The 24,442-nt window shown below is 46.3% G+C and carries 13 protein-coding genes; 3 read left to right on the plus strand and 10 right to left on the minus strand.

Features of this window, described 5'->3' with window-relative positions; translation table 11 throughout:
* Position 1: 1 nt before the first annotated feature.
* Complete coding sequence (locus ACLIIY_RS23855) at positions 2-7,333, plus strand: cadherin-like domain-containing protein (RefSeq protein ID WP_434528634.1); 7,332 nt, start codon at positions 2-4, stop codon at positions 7,331-7,333.
* 98 nt (positions 7,334-7,431) lie between these two features.
* On the opposite strand, the gene ACLIIY_RS23860 is transcribed toward ACLIIY_RS23855, so the two are convergent.
* From ACLIIY_RS23860 to yccS, 3 genes are all read right to left on the minus strand, one after another.
* Entirely contained in the window at positions 7,432-7,698 is a 267-nt protein-coding gene (locus tag ACLIIY_RS23860; RefSeq protein WP_005437768.1) for a hypothetical protein, read from the minus strand.
* A gap of 114 nt (positions 7,699-7,812) precedes the next feature.
* The gene (locus ACLIIY_RS23865) at positions 7,813-7,974 is read right to left on the minus strand and encodes a hypothetical protein (RefSeq protein ID WP_162998341.1); all 162 of its coding nucleotides are present in this window, start codon (positions 7,972-7,974) and stop codon (positions 7,813-7,815) included.
* Positions 7,975-8,217: 243 nt separating this feature from the next.
* On the minus strand, positions 8,218-10,371 hold the full coding sequence (gene yccS, locus ACLIIY_RS23870) for a YccS family putative transporter (protein WP_005437766.1): 2,154 nt from the start codon (positions 10,369-10,371) through the stop codon (positions 8,218-8,220).
* A gap of 292 nt (positions 10,372-10,663) precedes the next feature.
* Here yccS and helD point away from each other — a divergent pair, with 292 nt between their 5' ends.
* Positions 10,664-12,733 carry a DNA helicase IV gene (helD, locus tag ACLIIY_RS23875; RefSeq protein ID WP_061009467.1) on the plus strand — a complete coding sequence of 690 codons (2,070 nt, stop codon included), beginning with the start codon at positions 10,664-10,666 and terminating at the stop codon, positions 12,731-12,733.
* 79 nt (positions 12,734-12,812) lie between these two features.
* Here the strand turns inward: helD and ACLIIY_RS23880 are convergent, their stop codons facing one another.
* Positions 12,813-13,268, minus strand: a complete 456-nt coding sequence (locus ACLIIY_RS23880) for a methylglyoxal synthase (protein ID WP_005437764.1) — start codon at positions 13,266-13,268, stop codon at positions 12,813-12,815.
* A 63-nt stretch (positions 13,269-13,331) separates the two neighbouring features.
* Positions 13,332-14,381, minus strand: a complete 1,050-nt coding sequence (gene torT, locus ACLIIY_RS23885; protein WP_434529516.1) for a TMAO reductase system periplasmic protein TorT — start codon at positions 14,379-14,381, stop codon at positions 13,332-13,334.
* Positions 14,382-14,424: 43 nt separating this feature from the next.
* On the opposite strand from torT, the gene torS reads away from it, so the two are divergent.
* Positions 14,425-17,388 carry a TMAO reductase system sensor histidine kinase/response regulator TorS gene (torS, locus tag ACLIIY_RS23890; RefSeq protein WP_434528635.1) on the plus strand — a complete coding sequence of 988 codons (2,964 nt, stop codon included), beginning with the start codon at positions 14,425-14,427 and terminating at the stop codon, positions 17,386-17,388.
* Positions 17,389-17,454: 66 nt separating this feature from the next.
* On the opposite strand, the gene ACLIIY_RS23895 is transcribed toward torS, so the two are convergent.
* From ACLIIY_RS23895 to ACLIIY_RS23915, 5 genes are all read right to left on the minus strand, one after another.
* On the minus strand, positions 17,455-17,646 hold the full coding sequence (locus ACLIIY_RS23895) for a hypothetical protein (protein ID WP_005447215.1): 192 nt from the start codon (positions 17,644-17,646) through the stop codon (positions 17,455-17,457).
* 18 nt (positions 17,647-17,664) lie between these two features.
* Positions 17,665-20,022, minus strand: a complete 2,358-nt coding sequence (locus ACLIIY_RS23900) for a fatty acid cis/trans isomerase (RefSeq protein ID WP_434528636.1) — start codon at positions 20,020-20,022, stop codon at positions 17,665-17,667.
* Positions 20,023-20,152: 130 nt separating this feature from the next.
* The gene (locus ACLIIY_RS23905; RefSeq protein ID WP_434528637.1) at positions 20,153-22,078 is read right to left on the minus strand and encodes a TonB-dependent receptor domain-containing protein; all 1,926 of its coding nucleotides are present in this window, start codon (positions 22,076-22,078) and stop codon (positions 20,153-20,155) included.
* A gap of 108 nt (positions 22,079-22,186) precedes the next feature.
* On the minus strand, positions 22,187-23,527 hold the full coding sequence (locus ACLIIY_RS23910; protein WP_434528638.1) for a sensor histidine kinase: 1,341 nt from the start codon (positions 23,525-23,527) through the stop codon (positions 22,187-22,189).
* Positions 23,524-24,282 carry a response regulator transcription factor gene (locus ACLIIY_RS23915; protein ID WP_434528639.1) on the minus strand — a complete coding sequence of 253 codons (759 nt, stop codon included), beginning with the start codon at positions 24,280-24,282 and terminating at the stop codon, positions 23,524-23,526. Before ACLIIY_RS23915 ends, ACLIIY_RS23910 begins: the two co-directional genes overlap by 4 nt.
* Between the last annotated feature and the right edge of the window lie 160 nt (positions 24,283-24,442).

The raw sequence follows: 24,442 nt of genomic DNA on the forward strand, positions 1-24,442 counted from the left end.
AGTGGATACCGAAATCGGTCGTTTGATTGTTCGAACTGACGGTCGCGTGTCTTTCCGTCCGAATGACGATCTTGACCATACAGAAACTGATTCGATTGATTTCACCATAAACGTTGTTGCAACCGATGGTGACGGTGATACTAGTGATGCAGATGTTGATATCTCAATCACCGACCGTAACGCACAGATTAATACGTCAACCGTTACCGCGTTCGAGGACCAAGGTCGTGGTGGTGTTGTCGCAGGCGTGGATTCTGCAAATACCCAAGATAACCTATCAACTTTGGATGTGACACCAGCGAAAGTCGATTTGGTTATCGATTTGCATGATATCGATCGTAACGAGAGCCTAGGTGACATCACTATTCGAGATGCCAATACTCACAACGGTACGTTCTACTATCGAGACGGTAGCGGCAACTACATTGAATTAACGCCTGTCGGCAATACAGTTGTTCTTGATGCATCAAATGTTGAGCAATCATTCAATGGTGAGCTTGTCTCGCTAGATAACTTGTACTTTGTACCAGATCGCCATTCCTCAACTGATGCTTCTGGTATCGATCCTCGTATCCGTGTGGAAATTCTTAACAATGGTACGCCAGATCACACGATTAATGGTCGCTTGGATATTGAAGTTGATGCGGTTGCAGATATTGCAACGTGGAACGCTAGCAGCACCTTCGATTACACCGTTGATGAAGATGGCAACAATGTTGAGTTAGACATCGAGGCGAACACGCAAGACATCAGCAACCCAGAGTCCATCGTATACGAACTTGTCTTTACCGAGGGTGGAGATAATGCGACGTTGGTTTACTCAGATGGTACACCTATTCCTGAAGCGGGTGGCAAATACCTAGTGGATGCGAGTCGTATTGACGAGGTTGAAGTGGATCCTTCGGAGCACTTCTCTGGCCAGATTAAGCTAGATGTAACCGCGATTACGACGGAAAGTACTAACCCTCTGACGGGCAAAGAAACGGCGCGTTCTGAAACCGAAGAAATTGTGATTGACGTTAACCCTGTCGCTGACCAAGCAGACTTTGTGGTGAATCGCATCAACATTTTTGAGGATAACGCTCGAACTCAAGATACCGTCGACCCTGTGACAGACCACGATCCGCTTCAGTTGAGCGAGGTCATTACGATGAGCCCATCAGATGATATTGATGGCTCTGAAGAACTGTTTGTACGCATCGACAATTTCTCCATTGATGGTGTGACGTTGGTTTGGCTTGATACAGCAAATCCAAGCCAAATCAATGCAGTTACAGACAGTGGCGGTAATGTTCTTTACTACGAAATTCCAGAATCAAGCCTTGCTAATGTTGAAGTGCTTCCTCCATTACACAGTAACGAAGACTTCACGTTTGATGTAGAAGGTATTGTGAAAGACAACGCCTCTCTATCAGGGGGCGCCGCTCAGGACGTTCGTTCTTTAGGCACGCAATCGGTGATTGTATCGGTGAAAGGTGTTGCGGATATTCCAGACATCGAACTGAACGATAAAACTGGCATTTGGAACGTGTTCGATGATGGTACCGTTCGAGGAATCGAAGCTGAAATCGATGAGAACGGTCAAGTTGATCTCGCGTTTAGCGTGGTGTCAGGAGAGCTGAAAGACAATCCCGCTGATAGTTCAGAATCCATCACGGTACTGCTGTCTAATATCCCTGATGGTGTAGAACTGTTTGATAACGATGGTGCCTCTATCGACCTGACGTTTGTTGGATACGATGGAGCAGGCCAACCGATTTACGAAGCAAACATTACCAATGCTAACGTAAACTCGGGCATCGTTATTCGACCTGAAGCGTCATCGACAGAAAATATTACCATCACAGCAACTACTATCGTGACTGAGAACGATGGTCATACGCGTGAGGTAACTGGTGAAATCCGCGTTAAAGTTGCCCCTGTGATTGATGCTCAAGACAACTATGTCGTTAGCTCTGAAGGCAACGAAGACACGCGCATTAATATTGATTGGGAGCCGACAGCAACGCAAAGCCCAGATGCGGACGAATTCTTTGCTGCTCTAACAATCAGTGGTTTCCCAAATGGCAGTACTGTTTATGTTGACGGTGTCGCGCAAACCGTGACAGGTGGCAGCATTACGCTCACTCCGGGAACTAACGAGTCAGAGCAAGACTTCTCTGCCAGAATCACTCAAGATGGCTATATTCAAGTCCAGCTTGAACCGGACTCAAGTACTGACTTTAGCTTGAGTACACAGGTGACGGTGAAAGAAATTGATGCAGAGTATGTCGACTCAGGTAATCCGGGCGAGGGCATTGCATCTACCGTGATCAACGGTACAGTCAATGTTCAAGTGAATCCGGTTGTTGAACCAGAGGACTTAACAGGTGATGTCGCTGATCAAACTCGTCTACTGGTTGAAGAATCGGGTGGTACAACGACAGATGTGGTTCGTGCTGATGCTCAAGGCCATATCGATTTCACGATTAACAGCAGTGCTGGTGGTCAAGCCGGTGCTAACATCATCAAATATCAAGAGTTTGATGATTCTTCTGATGAAGTCGTGACTCAATTGGTGGTTCAATTCAGTATTACTGACCCAGAAATCTTGAATCAGCTAGTCATTGTTGGTGCATCGAATGAAGGTGGTGGTCGCTGGACGATCACTGATGAAGAAAACTTCTCGATTATTGCGCCAGCAGGTTTGGATCTTACACCTAATGATGACACTGACGACGGTGATAACAACGGTATTTCTTCAATTGGCTTAACCATCTACGCACAAGTTAACGACTTGGGTGAAGATACGGTCGAAGAAGATGCAACAGTTCAACGTCAAACTGACATCACACTTGAGTTCCCAACAGATATCACGCCTCAAACCAGCGTAGCAGCTGAAATTGACCTTGATAACACGGTTCAAATTGATGGCAACGAAGACAATATTGTTGATTTGGGTACGCAATTGTCATCTAAAGTCACCACCATTAATGCTGATGGCGTAGAAGATGTCCTAACGCTGGTTATTGACCCTTCATCACCGGGTGTACCTCCAGGCCTAGTTATTGGTGGCACTGATGTTGACTTCGTTGACGGCAAATATGTGTTCCAAGCTTCGATTGATGCGAGTGGCAACATTACTGGCCTCGATGGTTTGACCCTACGTGTTGCCGAAGACTGGGCTGGTGACTTCACGCTGCCAGTTCTGTTTGTTACCACCGATACTCAATCGGGTGATGAAAACGCGACGCTAGAGTCACTACCTGTTCAGATCTTGCCAGTTGCGGATGTCCCAGGTTCTTCGGGTGATCAACCTCTTGATAGCAATGTGACACCAGATGTGACAGTCGATATCACTGGTACGTTAGGCTTAGATGCTGACAAGCAACCAGTGAACGACCTTAACAATGATGTCCCAACCAACGATGGTATTGGCTACGAAGACGGCTTGATTCAACTCAACTTGAATGTCGACTTTGCTGACAACCGTAATAACTTGCAAGCGGGCAGAGAGACGCTCACCAACATTAAGCTCACGCTTGATGACACGACGTTAGGTGAGTTTGTTGACGCGAGTGGCAACCCATTAGGCACAAGTATCGAGTTCAGTGCTGCTGAAATTGCTGCGGGCGCATTGGATGAAGTGTTGTTCAAGCCGAAAGAGAATTACCCAGTCGGTGGCGGTCAAAATACCGTTCAAATTAATATCGAAGGGGAGATCACGGATACAGCAATCATCGATCAAACCACGCTTGCTAACCCTGGTGACGATACCGATGTTCGCACCTTCACTGATAACGTGTCGTTTGAAATCACACCAGTGGTTGATGACATTACGATAAGTGGTGCAGATCCTTCTCAACCTATCGTTGTCACAGGCGATGAAGATACTCTTATTTCATTGACGCAGTCAGGCTCCGGCGTATCGGTGAGTCTGAACGATAATGATGGTTCAGAACAGTTTGTTTCCTTGAAGCTTACTGGATTACCGACCGACTTTATTGTGACTTCTAGCTCTGCTGATTACACGGTGAAAAACAACGGCGGTGGTGAGTGGAGTATTCAACTGAATGATTTGACACAAACGTCCGTTGATTTGAGTTCAATTCAAATCCAACCACCGAAAAACTTCAGTGGTGAAGTTGATATTGGTATTACTGCCTTCACACAGGAAGAGTTGCTTAAAGTACCTACGGAACACACTGGCAACTTCAAAGTGATCATTGATCCAATTGGTGACGATGTTGATGTAAACCCAGATACCTTAGTTTCAGGTAATGAGGGTGAAGACATTGAAATCAATATCAATGCTCTCGTGGTCGACAAGCAAGAGTCGATTGGTGATGGTGCGAATTATGAAGAGAACGATCCAGAAACGCTTCGTGTAGAAATCGCGAATGTGCCAGACGGTGCAAGCATTGAACTTACCGACGGCACTGCATTTGCCGACCTAGGTGGCGGTGTGTTCGTTCTAGAGATTGATGCTCAAGATCTGGATAAAGTGGTCTTTAACTCTGGCGATCGCAACGATAACTCTTGGAATGGCACATTAGAGTTTAAAGTGCAGGCGGTTGATACTGGCTTAGATGGAAGTCAAAGCCTAGGCACGCCAAAAGAGTTTGACGTTAATGTCGAAGTAGAAGCTGTTAACGACCGCCCAGAGTTCGTGAATACAGTGGATGTTGAAACGCCAGAGGATACTCCGTTACTGCTTGATGGCTTCAGCATTACAGACGTTGATGCGGTGCTAGATGATCCGAATGCTGAGTACGTGCTCAACGTTACTGTAGACAGCGGTATCTTGGAGCTCAATCCAACGCTTATCAATACTTACAACCTAACCGTGAGCGGTGATGGTACGGATTCCGTTGAGCTGAAAGGCACTGTGGCCGATCTAAACAATGCCATTGCAGACGGCCTGATTGAGTTTAATCCGGACCTGAACTTCTTTGGTGACGTTCAGGTGGACGTGACAGTTGATGACCAAGGCAATGAAGGTATTGTGATTGGTGGGGTAGATGACACCCTAAATACCAACAGCGGCAGCTTCAATATTGAAGTGACAGCGGTGAACGATACCCCGGAAACTACGCCAGTGACGCTACCAGATATTGAAGAAGACAGTGGTGTGTTCTCTATCTCTGAAGCGGATCTTATTGCGAATGCGACAGACGTAGAAAACGACAACCTCACTGTTAGCAATGTTCAGTTAACCGATCCAAGTTCGGGCAGCATTACTTTCAACAGCGGTACTGGTGAGTGGGAGTTTACTCCAGCACCAGATTACAACGGTCCAGTTGAAATCACGTACACCATTACAGATGATGGCACGACAGATGGCGCATCCGATCCTAAATCGGTTAATGGCAGCGCGTCGTTCAATGTAACGGAAGTTAACGATGCACCAACAACGTCTGAAGTGACACTTTCTGATGTTGCGGAAGACAGTGCGGCGGTTGAGATTACCCAAGCTGATTTGTTGGCGAATGCCTCTGATATTGAGAACGACACGTTGACAGTGAGTAGCGTTCAATTGGTCGACCCAAGTAGCGGTACATTGGATTTCGATAACGTCTCAGGTACATGGTCATTTACACCAGCTCCAGGCTACAACGGCACGGTGAATCTGACTTACATCATCACCGATGACGGTACGACGAATGGTGCTTCTGATCCTCAGACAGTGTCAGGAACGGCAACCTTTGAAGTCACCGAGGTGAACGATTCTCCTGTAACATCAGAGGTAACGCTAAGCAGTACGGAAGAAGATGGTGGCGCGGTGACGATTACTGCGACAGAACTTCTGAGCAATGCGAGTGACCCTGAAGCGGACAACTTGACCATTAGTAATGTTGCTTTGGCAGACCCTTCGGCGGGTACGTTAACGCAAGTCAATGCAACAGAATGGACGTTTGAACCTGCTGCAGATTTCTTTGGTGACGTTAACTTCACTTATGAAATCACAGATGACGGAACCACTAACGGTGCGCCAGACCCAATCACAATTGCTGGCACAGCGGTGTTGAATGTTGAAGCGACCAATGACGCACCTGAAATCACAGCTACGTCGGTAACGGATACGATCAACGAAGCCGATGGCCAGAAAATTACGGGTATTAGTGTAAGCGACATCGACTTCACTGGTGCACAGGCGAACGAAATCATGACGGTGACTCTATCGGTGACTGAAGGTGACGTTCGTGTTGAGCCGCCGGCAGGTAGTGGTGTCACTGTAGGGGCGGGTATGTTTGGTGAAATTATCCTAATGGGTACACCAGATAACATTAACTCCGTTCTTGGTGCGACAGATTCTTCTGAAGGCGTATTTGTGGATGCAGGAGACGTGGATGCCGCTTCAATCACCTTATCGGTGAAAGTCGAAGACAACGGTGTGTACTTTGAAAATGCATCGGGTACAGCATTGGAGGCGAATCAAGACTTCACCATCAATGTGAATCCTGTGGCTGATGCCCCAACACTGGGTATCGATCCTCAGTTTAACTACGTTCGTCAAATTGCTGCTAGCCAAACCGCGAGCAGCCAAGGTCTTGCAATTGTGGGCATCATGGCGGCGTTGACTGACATTGACGAGGTACTTTCACTGGAACTAACGGGTGTACCTGCTAGTGCAGAGGTGACAAGCGGTGTTTCTCCATCAGGCATTAGCTTCGATGGCACCACTTGGACAGTACCAAGCGATGAAATTGATACGCTAGAAATTGTGGCGACGGACACCAACAGTGGTATTGATATCGGTTCTTACGATATTTCGGTTACTGCGATATCAACAGAATCTAATGGTGATGAAGCGCAGTCTTCGCCTGTCCAAATTAGTTTGGATGTGAGCGGTGATAACGACGATATTGATCAGTCAAGCGCAACAGACGACAGCTACTTAGTTGGTGGAGACACAGGCATTAACTTAATCGGTGGGGAAGGTGACGATCTTATCGTAGGTGGCGATGGTGATGATGTGCTGATCGGTGGCCTAGGTTCAGACATCCTAACTGGTGGTGACGGCAGCGATACCTTTAAGTGGACAGTGGATTCCGTTGACGAAGGAGCAGTGGATACCATTACTGACTTTACAGTGAACGAAGACAGTATCGATTTGCGCGAGGTCATCTCTGATCTTAACAATCCGATGATTGATATGGATGATCTGCTTGGCCACATTTCGGCAGACTACGATGCGGCTACCGAGGCGGTATCGTTAAACATCACGACCGACACCAATGTGCACCAAACCATTGTGGTTGAACACTTAGGTGATGCGCTGGACTTTAACGGTCTGAGTTCGAACGAGATCGTTGAGTCATTGCTAAACAATAATGTGCTTGCCAACGGTTAACGCAGCCTAAAAACAAAAGCGCGATAGCTCATAGAGTTATCGCGCTTTTTTGTGTCTGGTATAAAAAGCAGTGTGCTGATTGATATTTGAAGCGTTGTTTAAACGTGAATGTCGAGTAGGCTGCCGATCACTTCATTGTTCTTATCAACAACAGATGCACCGATTCGGTTATAGCTTGCAGCTTGAGTTAAGTTAACGAGCGGTTCGATTGGGTTTGAAGGCAATTCAGAGGAGACTTTATTGAAATTAAGCTCGTTGTCTTTGACGAGGTCAACTTTGTTAAACGCTAAATCGTTTTCTTTCACAAAGTCTTGTTGAATTTCATGCGCAGCACCTTCAGCCATCTTCTGCGACAGCTGAATCATATTATATCCGGACTGTATTCCTGATACTGGCATGTTAACTCTCTCACTTGTTATGCTTTTGTTAGCATAGGAAGTGCTGCAATTTCGTGCAAGTTCTTTATTCGAACGGTTTGATTATGCAAACAGTTTTGAAAGCATATCGCGTTCTTCGTTAGAAAGAAGCGGGCTTTCCTTTTTGTTAAGCGATTGACTAATGTCACCCTGAAGCGACTTTAATTGGCTCGCTGTCAGCTCATTAATCTTTTGTCTCAGTTCATTAAACTGTTGAGTAGTCATTTCGATCTCCTCACATTTCTTGGGCTTCTCCTTCATCCACCCACCTCAGCGACCTCCATGGTCACAATTAAAGAATGTTCTAATATTCTTAGGTTAGTTTTTGAATGGTGTTTTTTTGTCCGAGTAATGTCAGTAAGCCTCAAGTAACTTGTAAGACTTTTCCTATGAATAAAGGCGGTAATCATAAAGGGGTAGAATCATAGTCTACCCCTTTAATATGCCTCGTTGGTTCAAGAGGCTTGTTTAGTTCACACGAACGGCAAACTTAGAGGCAAGAGAGTGCAACTCAGGCAGCATGCGGTAGATGAGGTGCAATTGCTGAAGCACCATTCGCGCAGAATGATCATCTTCATCACGCCATTCATTCAGGCGTTGTTCCAAATTGGTATCGTCGATCGACGACAAATCACACTCTTCACTGTTGTGATGCAATTGTTGATGTAACACGTCCAAATGTTGGTGAATACATCGATGAGCATCAAGGACAAGCTGGTGGATGGATTCATCGTCAATCCGAGTCCGATGCGCACCTAATGCTGAGATATAACTCAACATTGCATGATTCAACGTTAAGAAACGGAAACTTTCATCCACTGCCGTTCGATATTTTCCCGGCTCCGCCAACATGGTGCTGATCGCGGAAGAGAGGTTGGCATCAGTGTTGTGTGCCTGACGACGAGCGATTCGGTAGCTGAGGTTATCTTTCTTACCAATCCGATACTGGCCGATGATCTGACCAAGGTATTGCTTATTGGCATCTATCGCGTCGGACATCACTTTATGCAGGCGCTTAGATTGCCAGTCAGGCAGAATGACTAAAACGGCACCAACCGCCAATACACAGCCAATCAAGGTATCAGCAAGTCGAGGCAGCACCACGGCGTAGCCTTCGCCTAATTGGTTGAACAAGAACAACACGAGCAGGGTGATAAAGCCAGTGGCATAACCGTAGTTGTTGATGCGAAATGCAAAGAACATCACCCCAGAGATGACAATAAAGACCAACTGGCTTTCTTGAGAAGGGAAGAAGGTCAGCAGGGGCACACCTATCAACAAACCTGCGAGTGTCCCGATAACGCGGGCAGTAAGTTTTTGTCGTGTTGCGCTGTAGTTAGGTTGGCAAACAAATAGCGTAGTAAGCAGAATCCAGTAACCACGGTCAATGTCGAACGCTTGGATAATTCCGTAACCGGCAGTTAGGGCAATCGACATGCGCAATGCGTGGCGGAACAGCATCGAATCTTTGTGTAAGTTCGCTGAGATGCGTTGCCACATGGCTTTAAGCGTGTGTGGATTCGTATCATCCAGCACATCCTCTTCTAGGCGCTCTGCGTCTGGGTTATTAATATTGCTGAGCTGTTTTTCTACCGTCGCTAGGTTATTGAACAGGTAAGTAAGCTGAGCCAACAAGCGCTTCCAATGGCTTTGTTCTTGTTCTTCTAAGTAACCTAGGGAGTTTTGTAGCTCTGCCAAGGCAAGAATCGATTGATCAGTATGAGTGTATTCATTGCCTAGTCGAATCGCATGAGCAATATCGCGACAAGCTTGCGCTTGAGATTCAAGTAAGTACTTAAAGCGGAACAAAACGTCTGAGCGCTCAAACTCGGTCGCCAAATCTTGGTATCGATAGTGGCTTGAGCTCACGCGCTCGTGAATGTCTTGCGCAATAAAGTAAATATTAAGGAAGCGGTCGCTTGGACCATCTATATGACCGCGCTTAGAACGGCTCAATAGCGTTGCTTTACAAGCATTCAGTGCATTAACGGTCGCAGCATTTAATTTTGCCGCCTCGATGCGCATAGGTTGCGGAGTTAGGTTTGTGACAGGGTGGAACAGCTTCGCTTTGGCATCAAGGTAGTTGGCGATTTGTAAGAACACCGTCGCTAAGCTTTGTTGAACGGGTTGAAGTGGCCAGAACATCTGCCAAATCATCGACATGAAGTAGTACCACGCCGCGCCAGTCAATAGCAGCAAGGGTTGGAACCAAATATTGGTGCTTTCATGAGCCCCAAGCATGGTGTAGATGGCAATCAATAAAGAGCCAAACGCGATGCTGGCGTATTTAGGCCCAATAGCGCCAAGCATAATAAAGCCGAACGTCGAGACAAACAGGCCTATGGCAAAAGCCCATGGCGTATCAAATAAGATCTCAATTGAGAAAGCGGCGACGGCGAAACATATAAAGGTAAGAATGAGCGCTTTTATCCTGCCCGTGAAACTGTCGTCACTCTCAGCCAAAGCAGCAGCAATCACGCCTAAGATAAGAGGAGTAATCAAGGTATGTTGCTTAAAATACCAAGCAGGAATCACCACGCCTAAAAGGGTGATAAGAATCAGAATGCTGTAGTTAATGGTTTTGTTTGCCCAATAGAGGCGAAGTTTTAAAGCAGCTTGCACGATGCGCCTTTGGTTGCCGGTGGAAAACAGGAGAATTTTAACAAACTCACTATAGCGTGTTTATGACCTAATTTAATAAAAAACGTCACTTGCTCAGGAAATCAACAGAATTGTCATTGACTTAACTCGTTGTGAGAGATTCATGAACGAACCGCTGTTCACAAATTCAACAGTAATGTGAATTTTAATTAAGAATACCGACAGAAGGCGATTTGTGCTTCATCCATCGCTACAATTTAACTGACTAAAATGATATAAAACGAGAACTTCTCTATCAAAAGGCGCACCTTTCATGCAGCTTACTGCCACCAATAAAGCACAGTTTTTTATTCAAAATGAGTATTACCAAGTCGAAATAAAAGAAAACAGTGTTTTATTAAGTTCAGTCGGCAGTGAAGAGCACATTCCATTTACGATTTGGAATGGCAAAGTTGGCGTTAAACGCGGCTTGCTATGGAGCTCTCTGCAGTTTTTCGCTCATGAACAAGATGGCAAGCAGCAAAGCTGGTTAGTGCAAGGTTTGCCTTGGCCACAATGTCGTAAATTTGCGGTCGAAGCGGTTCGTCAATATCAAGACTGGCACAATACTCAGTGCCGAAAACTTGCTGAATACCTCCCTAAGTGGGAAGACGAGTTGTATCAACTCAAGCATCTTCCAGCTTATCTCTCGCACTCGAGAGTGCAAAATTGGGTCGACCAACTTAACGGCGAACTTGTTGAAATCAAAACCAGCTTGGTCGAAGCGAAAATGCGTATGCCTAAGCGTATGGCGGAGATTGAGCCATGGTTGTCTGAGACCTCTCATACCTTGAGTGAACGTAACCATGAGTGGCTCGAGAATGAACGTCCAAACTGGGAAGTTCTGTTCAGCCGTATTGAGTCTTCACCGCTTAACCTTTCTCAACAGCATGCTGTGCTGCTCAATGATGACCATAACCTTGTACTTGCAGGGGCGGGCTCCGGCAAAACCAGCGTACTGACCGCTCGCGTGGCGTATTTACTTCAGAGCCATCAAGCGCAGGCAGAAGAGTTATTGATGTTGGCATTTGGTCGTGATGCCGCAAAAGAAATGAAAGAGCGATTGGTCGACAAAGTGGGGCTCGCGGCAGAAAACGTGCGAGTGAATACTTTCCACCAACTTGGCTTACGTATCCTTAATCAAGTTGAGCCTCAACCTGTTGAAATTAGCCCGCTTGCTTTGGATGACAATCAACGTTCAGCATGGTGCATTGATTGGCTCAAGAAGCATTGGATGACGCCAACCAACTTTAAGCGCTGGCAAAAGCATTTAGATAAATGGCCAATTGCCTACTTGAAAGGCGATGATGAGCTTGGTAGCCACTCAGAAAACCCGAAACTGATCGCTTGGCTCGATAACCAACTTTCGCAGTTGGCTGCCGTTGGCTTAACTAAGAAACAAGTTCAAGAAAAGCTTGTGAATCATCAAGATTACACGCGTTTGAACAGTGAGCTAGCACTTTGTTGGCCATGTTTTAGTGCGTGGCAAAAGATGCTTAAGGAAACCAATCAAGTTGATTTTCCAACCATGATCAGCCGCGCGACAGATTATGTGACGAAAGGTAAATTCATTTCACCTTGGCGTTTTATCATGGTGGACGAATACCAAGACATCTCACCAGATCGCTTAGCGTTGATTGAAGCGTTATGTGCGTCAACCGAGAAGCAAACTGGCGCTACTCTGTTTGCAGTAGGCGATGACTGGCAAGCGATTTACCAGTTCGCAGGTGCAGATGTGGATTTGACGACTGGTTTCCAAGAGCGTTTTACACATTCAACCGTGCATCACTTAGACACGACGTATCGCTTCAACAACCAAATTGGTGATGTGGCGAATACCTTTGTCCAAGAGAACCCATCTCAGTTGCCGAAGACGCTTAACAGCCACAAGCAACGTAAACAGAAGAGTGTGCATACTGCACCGAGCAACCAAGTTGAGAAGATTCTTGACCAGCTCAATCAACAAGCGAAGAAAACCAAGTCGGTGCTGCTGTTAGGGCGAAACCATTATCACAAACCCGATCTATATGACGATTGGTTGAAGCGTTTCCCGAACCTTGAGATTCGCTTTATGACGTGTCATGCGAGTAAGGGCAGAGAAGCGGACTTTGTGATTATTCTGTCGGTGGATGAAGGTCAATTCCCAGCGAAGAAGAAGCAAGCGCATATCGATGGGGCATTGAGTGAGTCGAAAGACAAATACCCTTATGCAGAAGAGCGTCGTTTATTCTATGTTGCGTTGACTCGTGCGAAAGAGAAGGTTTGGATCACCCACACAGGTGCAGGTTCTGCTTTTGTACAAGAACTGGTGAATGGCGACTATCCAATTGTCACTTCAAGATAATACCTTCCCATTACTCGGGTAAAACAAAGGCGATACTGAGTATCGCCTTTGTTGTATTTGGAAGCGTCGTTAATAGGAATTACGTGCGCTCAGCAAGGTATGCTTCGTAGTCTGGTACTTCAATATCCACTTCTTGATCGATCAGCGGAGAGTTGAACAGGAATTTAGCGGTCGCACGGTTTGTTGCCACAGGAATATTCCATACGCTTGCAATACGTAGTAGGGCTTTTACATCAGGATCATGAGGAACGGCATTCAGTGGATCCCAGAAGAACACAAGCACGTCAATGTTGCCTTCAGAAATTAAAGCACCAAGTTGTTGGTCGCCACCCATTGGGCCGCTGATCATGCTCTTGATAGCAAGGCCAGTTTCTTTGCTCAGCATGTGACCCGTTGTTCCGGTCGCGTACAAGAAGTGGCTTTGCAGCTTCTCTTTGTTCTCTTTTACCCAACGAAGCAATTCAGGTTTGCAGTTGTCGTGGGCAACCAATGCCACATGTTTGTGCGCTGGCATGGTACGAGTTGTTTTTTGCATCAAGTTATTTCCGTTTTTATGATTTTAAATTCGCTGCATCCAATAAAACACGTTTTTTGCCCATCAATCAACAGCCTTAACGCTGAATGTAGGCCTATATTCTGACGGAGATAACGAATCTTCAATTGTGTCGTCATGAAGCGTCTTTGGTGTCAGCGCTTTAATGGTTGGAGACGCGTGTTTTTCATACGGTTGATGACGCAAGTAGTGGACTGCCTGCATGACAGAAAGGCGACCTTGTTCCACCATTTTGTCTGTTGGTGCGAATAAAACTTTGTGGCGCAACAAGCCACGATAAACACCATGACTTAAGTACACGGAAACCAAACCAATCTCCTCGGTCTTTTCTGCACTGCGCAACTCGCTGATGGCCGCCTCAATCGCTACTGCGCTGCCAACAATGTAATCAATGTTGCCCATATCAATGACACGTTGCACAAGGTTACGTTGAAGCTCTTTGTCGTTATCTGCCCAGTACGAATCGACGATGCGGATGTCGCTTTCTTTAATGGCTTCGTAAAAACCAGTCGTGACAGGTTTTGTTCCACCACGGGTTCTAGGGCCCAGCAATAAAGCAATGTTGGTTTTGCCTGATCCTTTAGGGTGCTTCTCTGCAAGGTATTTACCAGCTTCATAGCCCATCCAGTACCAGTCAACACCGACAACGCCTTTAAGTAACTTTGATTGTTCTTCGTCGAGATCAAGTTGATTGACGGTAGCAAAAACAGGCGTCTTACCGACCCAATTTTTTAGATTGTGTTCATAGGCTTGAGGATCAACGGTGCCAAGAATGATTGCATCTGCGCCCCATTGGGTACACAGGGCGAGTTGTTGTTCCTGGCGCGTTTTGTTCGGGTAGCCGCCCGCTTCGAGCACACGAAGGTTAACACCGAGTTTTTCCGCTTCGGAAACCATTCCATAGTTTACTGACAACCAGTATGAATCCTTTAAATGAGGGTATATGGCACAGATTTTCTCAGCCGCAAAAGTAGGCACTGAAGCGAAAAGTGACAATGCGAGTGTAGAATGCTTGAAAATTGTGCGAAATGAACGCTGATTTATAACCATGAAATGAAGTTCGTTGGCATAGATTAAGTAAACACTGCAAAATATAACGTAATATGTCGCCGAACACGAACATTAAGGTTAGGAAAATATGTTGCTAGCTACTGCAAGCATCGGTCGAAAACTGCTGTTGTCATTTATTGCGATGGCAATGCTGGTGATGATATCAGCATTAATCGGTGTATCAGGGTTTTCTCTGGTAGCAAAAACAGAAAGGAACGTCGTGGACAGTGCCATCCCGGCAATGCTAGAAGCTCGACAAGTTTCTGAGCTCAGTACACGAATTATTTCGTCGGTACAAATGCTCTCTAATGCTCAGAATGAGCAAGAACGTAAAGAAGCTGGGCGCGTTCTTTTTGAACAGCTCGAATCGTTACTTACGCATATTAAAGAGCTTGGCAGTGAGTCGTTTGATTCGAAGCTGCTTGAAGCATTGGAAAACAATGTCCAGAACGTCATTGATAACTTGGCAGAGCTAGGCGTTACAGTAGAACGCAAGCTTTGGCTGACGAAAGAGATCGACACGCGCGTAGAAGAGATGCGTCTGCTGAGTGAAGAGCTAGAGCAGTTGACTCGTACCCAAGTGCAAAACACCAGCACGATTGCGGTCGCGAACGTAACGCACATTTATGACCTTCTTGACGCGAATAAGAAAGCGCAAGCATTCCAAGCTTTGGATGCACTTGTTGAAGTCGATCTAGACCTGACAGAACGACTTCATGAACTGCACTTGCTGGCGTTCAAAATGCTTAACCAAATTGAAGAAGCGCGCACGCTCACCAACGTTGACCGCATCCAACAAATTCAAACCGCCTTTGAAGACAACCTGAAAATAATGAAGCGCCGCGTGCTTGCGGTAGAAGACCCAACGCGTTCAGAGCAAATGAGTCAATTGCTTACCGAACTTGGCAAGCGTCAGGTGGTGTTTACTATTTTGCTTCAGCAGTATGAGAACAACGAGCAATCTCAGCAGTTAATGCAGAAAACCCTCGAACTCTTTTCAGAGCTAAACGGGACAGTAAACAAGCTGGTGGATGATTCCAACAAAACAACCAGAATTGCGGTTGAGAAGCTTACCAGTACGCTCAAGTTTGCACAGTGGTCACTGACGGTGATCTCCATCATCGGTTTGATTATCGTTGTACTCATCCTTTGGCGCGTGGTTTATGTTTCGGTCATCAAACGTCTAGGTGAATACTCCTCTGCATTGCTTTCGGTTGCTCAAGGCAACCTCGCAGTAGAGTTGGAAGTGAAAGGCAAAGATGAGCTGGCGCACATGGGGCAGGCGATCATCACAGCGAGAAACACCGCGCAAGCATTAAAAGTGGTGGCAGAAGGTGAAGCGCAAGCGAAACGTGAGTTGGAAGAGCACAAAGAACACTTAGAAGAGTTGATCGAACAACGCACTTCTCAGTTGAAACAAGCGAACCGACGCTTGAACGAAGAAGTGCTGAACCACGCAAAAGCACGTAAACAAGCGGAACAAGCAAGCCGCGCGAAATCGGCCTTCTTAGCCACCATGAGCCATGAAATTCGCACTCCAATGAATGGTGTTCTTGGTACGGCGCGTTTATTGATTGATTCCGGTTTGAACCCAATTCAGAAACGTTACGCTGAAATCATCAACCGCAGTGGTAAAACGCTACTGGCGATTTTGAACGATGTATTGGATTACTCGAAAATCGAAGCGGGACATTTGGAAATCCGTAGCTTGGGATTTGATTTACACCAGATGGTTGAAGATACGTTCCAATTGATGAACGGCAAAGCACAAGAGAAAAAACTGCTGTTCTCTTACCACATTGAAAGCGATGTAGGCCGCTATTGGAAAGGTGATGTCATTCGCATCAATCAGGTGTTGAACAATCTCGTTGGTAACGCGATTAAGTTTACCGAGCAGGGTGAAATCGACATCTATGTTAGCCTGAATCCAGAAGATGAAACTCAGGTGCTATTTGAAGTTTCTGATACGGGTATCGGTATTGCCAAGAAAGATCAAAAGACGTTGTTTGATGCCTTCACTCAGGCTGAAGGCGGCATGAATCAAACTGGCGGAACCGGATTAGGTTTAGCGATCAGTCGACGCATTATCCAAGCGATGGGTGGCTGCTTGGAAGTAGACTCAGACGAGGGGCACGGTAGTCGTTTCTGGTTCTCCATTCCTTTAGAGGAAAGCGAACCGGTAGAAACCGTATCGATTGCTAGTGCGCGTTGCAAGATTCGAGCGAAGGTCCTTGTTGTGGAAGATAACCCAGTGAACCGTGTGGTAGCGGAAGGCTTCTTGGAGAGCATGGGACACGAAGTTATTTTGGCAGAAAATGGGTTAGAGGCGGAGCAGATCATTGACAAGCATGATTTCGATATTGCATTGGTCGATATCAACTTGCCAGATTGCAATGGTGCTGATTTAATCCACCGCCTCAAACGTATCGAGCGCAATAAGCCTTCGGATAAAGCACTCAATCCAACGCCAATGGTGGCAGTTTCTGCCCATGTATTCGCTGAAGAAGTGGAAAGTTATTTGGCGGCGGGCTTTGACGGATATCTGCCTAAGCCGATGGAAAAAGAAGCGCTTTCTGCACTCATCCAAGATATGTTGGATGGCAAACAATTACTGCTTCCCCAAAGTGGGGAGTGCCTTGCTCAGGATGAGATAATTACAACAAGTGACAACGACACTGTGTCCTTTACAACAGACCTAACAGCAGAGGAGCCAGCGATGGTTATCATCAACCCTAATGTGATTCAGTCAGACATGAAGATTTTGGGCAAAGAGAAAATGCTTCACATCATCGACTTGTTCCGACAAACCAGCGCTGATGTTTTGAGCCAAATGGAAAGTTCTGCACAAAATGGTGAAAGTCGAGCAGTAAAAGATCTCGCTCATAAACTAAAAGGCAGCGCAGGCAGTTTAGGTTTGACAGCTCTAATGAATACCTGCCAAAGCATCGAGATTGCACCAGAGTCATTAGAGGCTTACACAATGCTTCGAGCGGACTTGAAAGGGCAGGTGAGTGATTCAGTGATTGCGCTGGATGAGTTAATGGCTGAATAACATCGGTCGTTTGATTTCAGCGCCACTTATATACAAAAACCTCCGGTTTGCGCCGGAGGTTTTTTTCTATTCGGTCAGATCATCTTCCCACTCGAACCGAGTGTCTAGAGCATAAGGATCATCTTCGAACGGATGCTCCATTCTGCCACGCAAGTATTCGAGTTGGTGCTCAAGCATGTTGACCGTGTCGTAATCTCCCTCTGAGCAGGCAACGTATATCTGTTGCTCGAGAGCGGCGATGTTGTCTCGGATACTCATGAGAACCCCCTTAAATCATCATCGATTCTCAAAACGATTATAGTCAAGTAAACCAAATTCGATCGGTTGTTTTGTACGATACCAATCGTGGATACGATCGCTAAATGGCCAGAACTTTTCAGAGCTTCGGCGAATAGCAAAATTATCCAGTAACTTAACGTAATCATCCTCAGATTTAAGGGTGCTAAATTGATCGACAAATTCTTTTACTTGATCTTCTTCGATTGAGAAAAACGCCGCTGGATAGCTGCCAACCACGCCTCGAACAATGGTCATGTCATCGTTAGCGAAGTCTCGATTGCTCTCCTCATCAAACAAGCTAGAAATGTTGATATGAGCGTTGTTATGAATAAGAGTGAAAAGCTCATCTTCACCAGATTTGCTGCGCACCATCAGCATTGTGATTTGCGGTACCGTTTTTAGCCCTTCCCCACGAACTTGGTTGATGCTCACCAACTGTTGCTCATTCTCTACAGTAAGCGCGGTATCAATGATGTCGTATCGCGGCAATAAGACAGGTGATACTTGTTTGCGCAGAATATCCAATAGCTCCGATTTAGGATCGTCGGTGTGATACACAACACTCGTCGGTTGGCTAAATGGTGCAACGTTGCGTTGTAAGAAGTCACTTAGTTGACGCGGTTGGTCCTGATACCAGCTTGAATGTTCTTGGTGGCGCATATCAGCAGGAAGTAGGGCAATAAAGTTACTTTCCCCTTCAAGGCGTAAGAAGTCCATGAACATACGGGTAATCAGCTGGTGGCCAAAGTTACCGTAAACATCGAAGCCGGCAACAAGTAGGTAGTGGATACGTTCAAGCAGAGCATAGTCCAAAACCCAAGCCGTTTTCGGTTGTTCGCCCACCAAACCTTGCACTACTGACGCGCTGTCAAAGTGACGGAAGACCGTAAGAGCAGCGTTTGGATTTGTACCATTGCCGTCCCAAATTACGTCGGTCGATAGGTGCTCACCGTTCTTAAACCACTTGTTGATGAAATCAGACTTCGCTTCTAGGTAGCGTGCTTGCTGACGCGAGTATTTCACCCAGTTGGTTACTGGCACTGTATTGCTTTCAAGCTCGCCGGGAAGTTTTAGGTTCGCAGCTTGTGAGCGATAGAACTCGTTCACTTCAGGAATGTCGGCTTTGTCTGGGTCTAGGAAGAATACCCAGAAGCGATCATTAATTACGTTTAATGCCAGCTGACCACGACATACCGGACCCTTGATGTAAGCCATGATGGTGTTCTGAGCGTTGTCCAACATGAACTTGAAGCGCGACTTCACCGGCAAATCGATGAATGCGGTCATTGGGTTAGCTGCGATTCCAGGCTCGTAGCTTGGTAATTTTGCCACTTCGTAATCGGCATCGATGAACCATTTTTTCCAGTTTTCGATACGTTGTTTGTTCAGCGCAAACGGCATGTGCGTCTTGTCGACAATAGTGCCTTGCTCAGGAATGATGCGGTAGTACACGCGTTCAACACCCGGATCATCATAAGGACGACGCGTTGTGATGCGTTTTACTGGCTCTCCCGGTGGCGTTGAGGAGCGAACGAGAGTGAAGAATCGTGGTTGCTCACCGTCCAGTTCAGAAAAGAACAGGTGCGATAAGAAAAGGTGTTCGTAAATATAACGAGCGGCGAGTTGGTTTTTGCGAGAACTCTTGTTCAGCAGCGTCTCGTATTTCTGAACCTCAGCTTTTTGTTGCTCGGTAAGCGGGATATGCGCATTCATGATGCCGCCATTTTCCAGCCAAAGCATGAGCGTTTGATATTCTATCGCCGTTAGGTTCGGCATTCCGAAAGGCATTCCCCATGTCGGGTTGTCTTGTTCGTATTTTGCGTACTCTTCTATCGTCGGACACGTTTGTTCACGGTCGATAGAAAAATCGAAGCCTTCTAATTGAACTTGATCAGGGAGCGGATGACGTTCCTTTTGTTGCAACATACGAGCAATCAAACCTGCATCCATATTAGCCGCCATGCTCTGCTCACGCTCGTTGAGCACAGGATGGAAGCCAGCATCACGCCATTCTTGCGTAGTTTGCGCGTCTTCAAATAAGCGAGTTGGGGTAGCTGCAGTCAAGCGTGTGCCTTCATAAACCAAAGCTTTGCTTGCACCACGGTCAATGCCTTCTACGGAAGAGAGTTTTAACTGACAAGGGGCATCGTAGCAGGCATGGCAAACCACACATCGATTGTCGACGATAGGTTTTACTTCATGTTGAAAGAAGTCCGCTTGGGGCGTCTCAAGAGCAACAGTACGCTCACGCACTTCTTCAGGACCAAACAGTTTGTCGTAGTTTAGGCCCGCATAGGTCGCACAACCTGCAAACAGAGTGGCGATACACAGTGTGAAAATTAAACGTAAATTCATTGAGTTATTTTGAGTAAATTGAATTTGCGTTAATTAAAGCAAAATAAGTCGCCAAATACCAAAAATCGGAGCAAATTGCTCCGATTTCCGGGTTGTTATTGTTAGGTCAATGCCAAAGTAAGAGACAAACCTAGAACGCGTAAGTCACGTTAAAGCGAAAGTCTCGCCCCGGGCTTGCGTAGCCTTGGGCGACAGGGCTACCGATGTATGCCATGTACGACGCATGGTCAAAGTAATATTTGTCGAATACGTTCTTCACAGACAGGGTTAGAGATAACTCTTCGTCAGCAATTGGCATCCAATATGCGTAAACATCGTGTACGCCGTAGCCTGGCTTTTCTGGATGAACGCTTGGGTCCGCCACGTCGGTTAGACGTTCAACAAATCGAGCATTCCAGCCAAACTCCAGTGTTTCCATCGGTTGATAGATAAGATCAAGCACCCAAGTGTCACCGATTGATGTGCCTAGGGTAGAGTCTTCATCCGAAAGTGGAGTGCCATTGAGTTCTGGGCGTGATTGGTTGTAACTCAAGCGAGCTGACACATCTGAAATCGCATAACCTAGGTAGGCGGTAATGCCTTGGTTATCTAAATCGCCAACATTGGTGTACACGGCCCCTTGATTAGTGACGACATCTTTGATGGTGCTGTCAAAGAAGGTTAAGCCAGCAAAGAATTCGTCATACTGGTAGCTTGCGCCCAGCTCTAGGTTGCGCGCTTCCTCTGGCTTACGGTTTGGATCATTTTCGCGGTAGTCGATGACAAATAACTCTTTGATTTGTTGCCCACGAAACGCTTCCGCATAGCTCGCGAATAGGTTCAAACCTTCAAAGGCGTTGTAATTGATACCAACGTTAGGGCTAAAGCCACTTGAGTCAAAGTCTTGGTCCATGTTGTCGGTAAGTTCATACCAATCATAACGAGCACCTGCGGTGAGAATGAGAGCGTCTGTCAGCATCCAATCGTCTTGAACAAACAAACCGTAGACAGTGCCTTTCTCTTCATCATCCTTTTTGCCATCGTAATTGGTCTCAAATTCTGATTTGTCTTTCTTGTAATCTAGGCCGTAAACCAAAGTATGGTCGGTGAGTTTGCTAGTGTTGAAGATCTTCACGCCCGAAGTTTGAATTGAGCCATCGCTCGTTCCCCAACGTGGGTGATCTTTGTGGGCAAGACGACTGTCCGTGTAGTAGAAGGTCGTATCGAGATTGAATAGGTCACTCGCGCTGTATTTGTGGTTTAAGGTGAATGTAGAACGATCCGTCTCTTGGTCTAAAGGTTCGTTTTTGAAACTTGGTTGGAAGTGCGGGCGATTCAAGCGTCGTCCATCGTCATTACGATAGTCGTAGCTTACTGAGAGGTAGTGTTCGTCATTGAGTTGACCAGATAGCTTAAGGAGGGCAACTTGCTGTTCTAGCGCTGTATAAGGCTGCTCTTCACCTTTGCCATCTTGAATGTTGTCACCATCGATGTAGCCGAATGATGCCAACAAACCAAGTTGATCGGCGACTTCACCATAAAGACTTGCCGATACTTTGTAGCCTTCATTGTTGGTGTAGTAGCCACCTTTCAACATTGCACCGTAGGTTTGGTCTGCAGCGAGTAGATCGTGTGCATCTTTTGTGGTGAATTTAATTGCGCCACCAAGTGCACCAGGGCCGTCTGTTGCTCGTCCAGCGCCTGCACTCACATCGACTTGTTTAAGCAACTCTGGCTCAATAGATAATCGACCTTGGTGGTGGAATAGGTTACCGGATTGTTCTGCCCCATCGATAGATACATTCAGCATCGTATCTTCTAGACCTCGGACGTAGATCTTTTGAGAGATACCTGATGAGCCACCGACACTGACTTCGGCATCCTTTCTGAAAATGTCATTAAGATCTTGAGCTTGGGACTTAGCTAGTTGGTCAGAGTCTATCGAGATATCGACACCTTCCGGTGTGTGACCGGTCACCTCGATAACTTCCATATCGTCCTTGGCGTAAGTCGCTTGCGACGCCACTAAAAGCGCGATGGTAAGTGGGCTTAGCTTAAATACGGTTGAAGCAGACACCGTAACCTCCATTGTTAATGAGAATTATTATCGAGTGAGATTTTGGTGATTCTTCCACGCTGAGTAAACGATTTTTACAACTGTTACAATCCTTGTTACGCGTGATGCTTAACGTCGTTTGGGCAAGGTAATATCCATCACTAAACCTCGCTCTGGCGCATTGTAGGCAACGATCTTGCCGCCAACGGCTTCAATGTGCCTTTTCGCTAACGCCAGCCCAACACCAAAGCCCTTACGTGATGCGACTTGATTATTGGCTTTAAAGAAAGGTTTGAACATTTGTTGATACAAACTTGGGTCGATACCGGGCCCGGAGTCGGTGATGACGATTTGATAATGCTCGCCACTGTTTCGCACCTCAATTCTTAGCGCTTCATTGGGTTGGGTGTAACGTAAACCGTTGCGAATGACGTTTTCTAACGATTGGCTGAGTGCCATTTGGTTGGAGTCACGGATCGGTAGTGGTTCATCTTGCTGCAGGAACAGGTGCCTATCGGGGTATTCAAATCGTGCATCTTCAACGATGATTTCAACCAGTTCCGCTAAGTCAAAGGCTTCCGTTCTGAGGTTCGGTTGTTCGTTTTCAATCCATGCAAGGGTGAGAGTGTCTTCTGCTGTACTGCGCATCTTATGAGTATCACTTTTAATGCGTTGCAACATTTGCTCGCGCTCAATGTTTTTATCGACGCAGTCTATGGCCATTTCTATACGAGCGAGTGGGGTACGTATCTCATGTGACATGTCAGCGATTAAGTTTCTGTTGTGTTGAATCACATCTGAGGTTCGCTCAGCCATTTTGTCGAAAGTTCGCGCGACTTGGCTTATTTCATCGTTGCCTAACTTCATGGTTTGCCCAATTCGCGCCGAATAATCCCCTTGGCTGAAAGCTTGGCTTGCTCGGTGGAACTGCTGCAATGGACGCATGACGTAACGGTACAAATACACCGTAAGTGCCAGCAAAGAGAGAAATGGAATTACAAACCGGAACAACCAAAACGCATGGGACATGTAAGTGCCGGGGCGCATTCGATCAGGCAGTAGAATCAGAAAATGATACCCAAAAGGAGAAAGCGGTACTTCCATGATTGGATTATCTGGAAAATCGAGGTGGATTTTCCACTCAACACTTCGACCAATGCCGTAGCCTTCCCAAAAGCGCTCGTTGAGTGGATTGCCGCCTTTTACATCTAGGTGTGATTGCAGAACCGTTGCCCAAGTAGACTCATTAGCAGCGAGTTCTTCTAACCAAGTGTCCAAACCTTGCCAATCTTGCTGGTCGATATAGGTTTGTGCTGTAGAGCCCCAGTCGAGGATCTGTTGACGGTGAGACTTCTTTAGATAGCTCATCTTTTCATTAGAAAGAATGGCAGCGCTATGAATCAAAGAAAAGAAGATGACCACTCCGAGAGATAACACGACAAACAGCCGCCAGAACAACATTTTCTTCATTTGAAAATATACCCTTTGCCGTGCACGGTCTGGATACGGTCGTTCGACATACCTTCCGCGATAAGACGTTTGCGCACGCGGCTTAAGTGCATGTCTAGGGCTCGGTCATATTGGCTAAATTGACGCTCTAGTACGGTCTGGTAAAGGAAGGGTTTACTCAGAACCTCTTCGCGGTGCTCGATTAACGTCCACAACAGTTTAAATTGAATAGGTGTTAATTGAATGGGGTCCATCTCAGGGCGATGATGGATTGTTACCGTGTGAGTTTGCTTATCGAGAAGTAACTCTCTCTCACTGAGTTGCGTTGCGGAATTGGGCAGCTTGGTGAGTTGGGTGCGACGTAAAATTGCTTCTATGCGTAAACTCACCTCGGTGAAGTTACAGGGTTTGGTGATGTAATCATCCGCTCCGCATTTAAGACCCTGAATTCGATATTCTTCTGCACCAAATGCAGTCAGCATAACTACGGGTGTTTGTGACTGAGAACGAATGACATTAAGCACTTCGAAACCATCGAGGTTAGGGAGGTTGACATCGAGTATGACCAAATCAAAGTCTTGCTGCTGAAAAACCTTAACGGCTTCATCCCCGCAAAACATCGAGATGACTTGATAGCGTTGCTCTTTAAGTAGTCGCGTGAGTTGAAGGTTGAGATCTGGGTCATCTTCGACCAATAAGATTGAAGGAGCAGGAACGGGTGAACTCGATGACCAGTTTGGCTTTGGCTGAACGGGGGCTGACGTTGGGCTAAACATGTTGACATATCACTCATTATCGATAATGCGAACTATTATCAATAATGACTTACTTAAAATCAACGTGATGAATGAGAAAGCTATCAGTTATTTATAAAGAGGCTTCAAAGTGCGACATGTTTAGAAGTTTTGCTTAAGCGGGGAAGGTCGCGACAAAAAG

Origin of the sequence: Vibrio sp. K4, from assembly GCF_051122595.1 — a bacterium.
GTDB lineage: Bacteria > Pseudomonadota > Gammaproteobacteria > Enterobacterales > Vibrionaceae > Vibrio > Vibrio owensii.

Bases quoted from the DNA above. Each gene is read 5' to 3' on its own strand.
- ACLIIY_RS23860 (WP_005437768.1), bottom strand. From the start codon at position 7,698: ATGATTCAGCTGTCGCAGAAGATGGCTGAAGGTGCTGCGCATGAAATT.
- ACLIIY_RS23865 (WP_162998341.1), bottom strand. From the start codon at position 7,974: ATGACTACTCAACAGTTTAATGAACTGAGACAAAAGATTAATGAGCTG.
- helD (WP_061009467.1), top strand. From the start codon at position 10,664: ATGCAGCTTACTGCCACCAATAAAGCACAGTTTTTTATTCAAAATGAG.
- ACLIIY_RS23880 (WP_005437764.1), bottom strand. From the start codon at position 13,268: ATGCAAAAAACAACTCGTACCATGCCAGCGCACAAACATGTGGCATTG.
- torS (WP_434528635.1), top strand. From the start codon at position 14,425: ATGTTGCTAGCTACTGCAAGCATCGGTCGAAAACTGCTGTTGTCATTT.
- ACLIIY_RS23895 (WP_005447215.1), bottom strand. From the start codon at position 17,646: ATGAGTATCCGAGACAACATCGCCGCTCTCGAGCAACAGATATACGTT.
- ACLIIY_RS23900 (WP_434528636.1), bottom strand. From the start codon at position 20,022: ATGAATTTACGTTTAATTTTCACACTGTGTATCGCCACTCTGTTTGCA.
- ACLIIY_RS23910 (WP_434528638.1), bottom strand. From the start codon at position 23,527: ATGAAGAAAATGTTGTTCTGGCGGCTGTTTGTCGTGTTATCTCTCGGA.
- ACLIIY_RS23915 (WP_434528639.1), bottom strand. From the start codon at position 24,282: ATGTTTAGCCCAACGTCAGCCCCCGTTCAGCCAAAGCCAAACTGGTCA.